Source organism: Mailhella sp., assembly GCF_057866825.1.
In genome coordinates this window covers 2655-6556 of sequence record NZ_DBMAHT010000112.1, presented here as the reverse complement: position 1 = coordinate 6556, position 3902 = coordinate 2655, and the positions used below count along the sequence as shown (strand labels likewise).

Below are 3902 nucleotides of genomic sequence, written 5' to 3'. Positions count from 1 at the left end.
ATGACAACAAATGCCATGTTATTACGTATACATCAAGATTTTTTGGTTGAGCATAAGTTTCATCTTTTGGTTAGTCTGGATGGTACTGAAGTTGATGATTGTCATCGGGTGACAGTGAATGGTAAAAGTTCGTTTGCACAAGTTTTCGAGCAGATAAAGAATTTACAATTTTGTTATCCTGAGTACTTTAAAAAGTATGTAAGCTTTAACAGTGTAATTCATTCTAAAAGCAATATTGAAAGAATTGTGGATTTTTTTCGGACGGAATTTGATAAACAGACTTCTCTGTCTGAGTTGAATAATTCCAGTATCGCTCAAAAGGGGAAATATGCCGAAATGCGAAAAAGTGTTTTTCAAAGTATTGCTCTTTCTCCTCGTAGGAAGGAAATAGATCAGCAGTTGATGTATAATGCACCAGATATTTCTACAGTGACTTATTTTTTGCATCATTTGTCGAATGAGGTGTTCAGAGATTATCGATCGATGTTTTATGGGAAAAGGAATTTTAAATTAAAATCTTTGTTGACATATCATACCACTGGCGGCACTCAGGCACATAGACGAAGCGTCCCCGGAAGAGTGCGGAGTGGAGCAGACCGTCTCCTTTTTCCCTGACATTGGAGCACTTGGCCACAAAGTCGGGAGTCACGGCCTCCTGTTTTTCCTGGGCTTGGCCTGGCGTTGGTCTTCGGCCACGGCTGCCTGGACGCGGGCTTCCATATCGGAGAGATCGCTCATGACGCAGCCCCCAGACCGGGAGCGTCAAAAGGCTCCGTCCCAAAATCCCAGGAACAAGAACCAAAAAATCCCGTACTCCACGAGGACGCCATTCGGCCCCTCGCAGGCCCCCCATGGAAGGACCTGTGGCGGCCGGCTGCGGCCATGATACTTTGAGCTGTTTTTCTGGAGAAAGAATGAAGGAGGAGGCGCGGCGGCGCATCTCTATGGCGGCGTTGCCGCCGAAGAAAAGGAAGCGCCAGCCGTTACGGGCGAAAAGGGAGATGAGAGCGCAAAGGCCTGTCGCAGAAGAGGCAGAGAGCTGAGAAAAGGGGGCTGGCGCGCTGCAGAAAGGCAGGTCAGAAACGTTGTCTGTGGCACGGATTGCGGGTGACAACTGGGTGACAGAAGCGGAAAAAGCTTCAGAAACGACGAAAGGGATACCTGCAAAAAGCAGATATCCCATTGATTTCGTTGGTGCGCCTAGCAGGATTCGAACCTGCGACCCACTGCTTAGAAGGCAGTTGCTCTATCCAGCTGAGCTATAAGCGCGCTCCTTGTGTTGTAGGTAAGGATTGCCTCGCGGTCAAGCAAAATTTTTGATTTACTTCTTGAACCACAGCTCGATGCGCTGGCGGAAGCAGAGGCTGAAGAAGCGGATGATAAATCCTGTCAGAAACGCCGTGATGACGGTGCCTTCCCGCAGACCGGCGATTCGTCCCAGGCAGGTCCAGCCGAGCAGGGCGGCGAGCACCACCAGCGACACGTCGTTGATGACCTTGAGATTGCTGAACGGCAGCTTGAGCCGATAGGCAAGCGCCAGCACGAAGCCTTCGCCGGGAATGACCATGGTGTTGCTGGTGATTTCCAGAGTGATGCCGAAGGCCATGACGGTGCAGCCGATAAGGGTCATGACGATGCGCAGCGGCCAGGTTTCAGGAATGAGCGTGTGGGTCAGCCACATGCCGAGGTCGATGAACATGCTGAAAATGAATACGCTGGGCAGCTGAAGAAACTGTCGAGGTCGGAAGGTCCGGCCGAGCAGGGGAATCTGGGCCAGCAGCATGAGCGTGTTGACGCAGAACGTGCCCGTGCCTATGGAGAAGCCGAAAATTTCGCCTACGACGTAGGGAACGCTGGAAATGGGAGTCGTGCCCAGCTGCGCGTTGGTGACCATGGCTATGCCGTTGCCCATGAAAAAAAGACTTAGCAGAAAGATTATCCAGCGCTTGCAGCGCTCCTTTGTGTGTGAAGTATTCATCCGTAATGCCGCTGAGAGAATTGTTGAAATAAATTAATATGATATTATTTTATTCAATACTGATTACAAACGCAAGCCGGTTCAAAAAGGAAGCCTGCCGAAAGGCAGGCTTGTCCGGCACGGAATGTTCATGCGCTAAGAATCGAGGGGAAAGCGCCTTGCAGAATGCGCGGCGTGCGGAACCTGCGTGATCGTCGATCGTTTGCGCCTCTGGAGAAATTTTGTTTTCGTCAGAAGTTCGGGTTGACCGCGGCTTTTCCGTCGCCGAGCATGGTGTGTACGTACTGCACGGTTCGTTCGTCCACCGGCACGATGGGAAAGCTGTTGCGGCATGAACCGCAGGTCACGGTCATGGGTTGTACGGGGGACACCAGCACCACTTCATTCTGGCAGTGCGGGCAGACATAGACAAAGAGCAGCGCCATGCTTTCGGGCTTTACCGGTTCGCTGTAGGTCATACCATTCTCCGTGAACGATTCCAGAAAAGCGGGCCGGACAAGGCGTCCGGCCCGGTATGTCAGACAAGCAGATTGTCGCCGGTCATTTCCGCCGGGACGGGCACGCCCCAGAGCGTGAGCAGCGTGGGCATGATGTCGCCGAGCTTGCCGTTTTTGACGGGATGAGTCTTGCCGTCCTCCAGAATGAGAAGCGGCGTCTGATTCAGGGTGTGGGCCGTCTGCGGACGTCCTTCCTCGTCGATCATTTTTTCCACGTTGCCGTGATCGGCCGTGATGCACAGAATGCCGCCGCGGTCCATGACGGCCTTTTCGATGCGGGTCACGCAGGCGTCCACGGTTTCGCAGGCTTTGATGGCGGCTTCAAGCACGCCGGTATGGCCCACCATGTCGGGATTGGCAAGGTTGCACACCACGAAGTCGTACTTGCCGCTGTTCCAGGCCGCAATGAGCTTGTCGGTGACTTCTTCGGCGCTCATCTGGGGCTTGAGGTCGTAGGTGGCCACGTCGCGGGGAGATTCGACAAGAATGCGGTCTTCGTTTTCAAAGGGGGCTTCGCGCCCGCCGCTGAAAAAGTAGGTGACGTGGGCGTACTTTTCCGTTTCTGCGATGCGCAGCTGATGCAGGCCCATGTCGGCGACGATTTCTCCCATGGTCTTGTCGAGGTTGTGCTTGGAAAAAGCCACGGGCGCGGTGAGCGTGGCCTCGTAGGAGGTCATGGAGGCGACGGCCGCCATGTCGGGCATGACGCCGCGGTCGAAGCCGGTGAAGTCGGGATCCGTGAGGGCGCGCACCAGTTCGCGGCCGCGGTCGGCGCGGAAGTTGAAGCAGAAGACGCCGTCGCCGTCGCGGATGACGGATTCGGCGGGATCAATCAGGATGCGGGGCTTGACGAATTCGTCGGTTTCGCCTTCGGCGTAGGCGGCGCGCAGGGCTTCCTGCGCGTTCTCGACGCGCTGCCCCTGACCGTGAACCATCATGTTCCAGGCCTGTTCCACGCGTTCCCAGTGCTTGTCGCGATCCATCGCGTAGAAGCGGCCCACCATGTCGGCCAGACGCGCGCCCGTTTTTTCAAGCTCGGGCTGCAGGCGGGTTACATAGTCGATGCCGGAGCAGGGCGGGGTGTCGCGGCCGTCGAGAAAGGCGTGGACAAGCGCGGGCACGCCTTCGCGCTGCGCAAGTTCCAGAAGCGCGAACAGATGATTGATGTGACTGTGGACGCCGCCGTCGGAGAGCAGACCGCAGAAATGAATGCGGCCTCCACGGGCGCGGACGCGTTCGCACATGTCGAGCAGCACGGGATTGCGGAACAGTTCTCCGCTTTCCACGGCCATGTCGATGCGGGTCATGTCCTGATACACGATGCGGTCGGCGCCGATGTTCAGATGGCCCACTTCCGAGTTGCCGATGAATCCGGAGGGAAGCCCCACCTGACGGCCGGAAGCGTCCAGACGGCCCATGCCGGGCAT

Annotated in this window: 4 protein-coding genes and 1 tRNA gene; 1 reads left to right on the top strand and 4 read right to left on the bottom strand. The window is 55.6% G+C overall.

Annotated elements, in window-relative coordinates; translation table 11 throughout:
- Positions 1-615 (top strand): hypothetical protein (locus ACZM96_RS08895; RefSeq protein ID WP_489488609.1); only part of this gene is annotated, 615 nt, incomplete at its 5' end.
- 577 nt (positions 616-1192) lie between these two features.
- Here ACZM96_RS08895 and ACZM96_RS08890 read toward each other — a convergent pair.
- The 4 genes from ACZM96_RS08890 to gpmI form a co-directional block, all read right to left on the bottom strand.
- Positions 1193-1269: transfer RNA gene (locus ACZM96_RS08890), tRNA-Arg, on the bottom strand.
- A gap of 52 nt (positions 1270-1321) precedes the next feature.
- Complete coding sequence (locus tag ACZM96_RS08885) at positions 1322-1978, bottom strand: YczE/YyaS/YitT family protein (RefSeq protein ID WP_294485716.1); 657 nt, start codon at positions 1976-1978, stop codon at positions 1322-1324.
- A gap of 230 nt (positions 1979-2208) precedes the next feature.
- Positions 2209-2436: a hypothetical protein gene (locus tag ACZM96_RS08880; RefSeq protein WP_294485718.1), complete on the bottom strand. Its 228-nt coding sequence runs from the start codon at positions 2434-2436 to the stop codon at positions 2209-2211.
- A 59-nt stretch (positions 2437-2495) separates the two neighbouring features.
- A partial coding sequence (gene gpmI, locus ACZM96_RS08875) for a 2,3-bisphosphoglycerate-independent phosphoglycerate mutase (RefSeq protein WP_489488607.1) occupies positions 2496-3902 on the bottom strand: 1407 nt, incomplete at its 5' end.

Excerpts from the sequence above, each read along its gene's own strand:
- ACZM96_RS08880 (WP_294485718.1), bottom strand. The coding sequence starts at position 2,436 with ATGACCTACAGCGAACCGGTAAAGCCCGAAAGCATGGCGCTGCTCTTT.
- ACZM96_RS08885 (WP_294485716.1), bottom strand. The coding sequence starts at position 1,978 with ATGAATACTTCACACACAAAGGAGCGCTGCAAGCGCTGGATAATCTTT.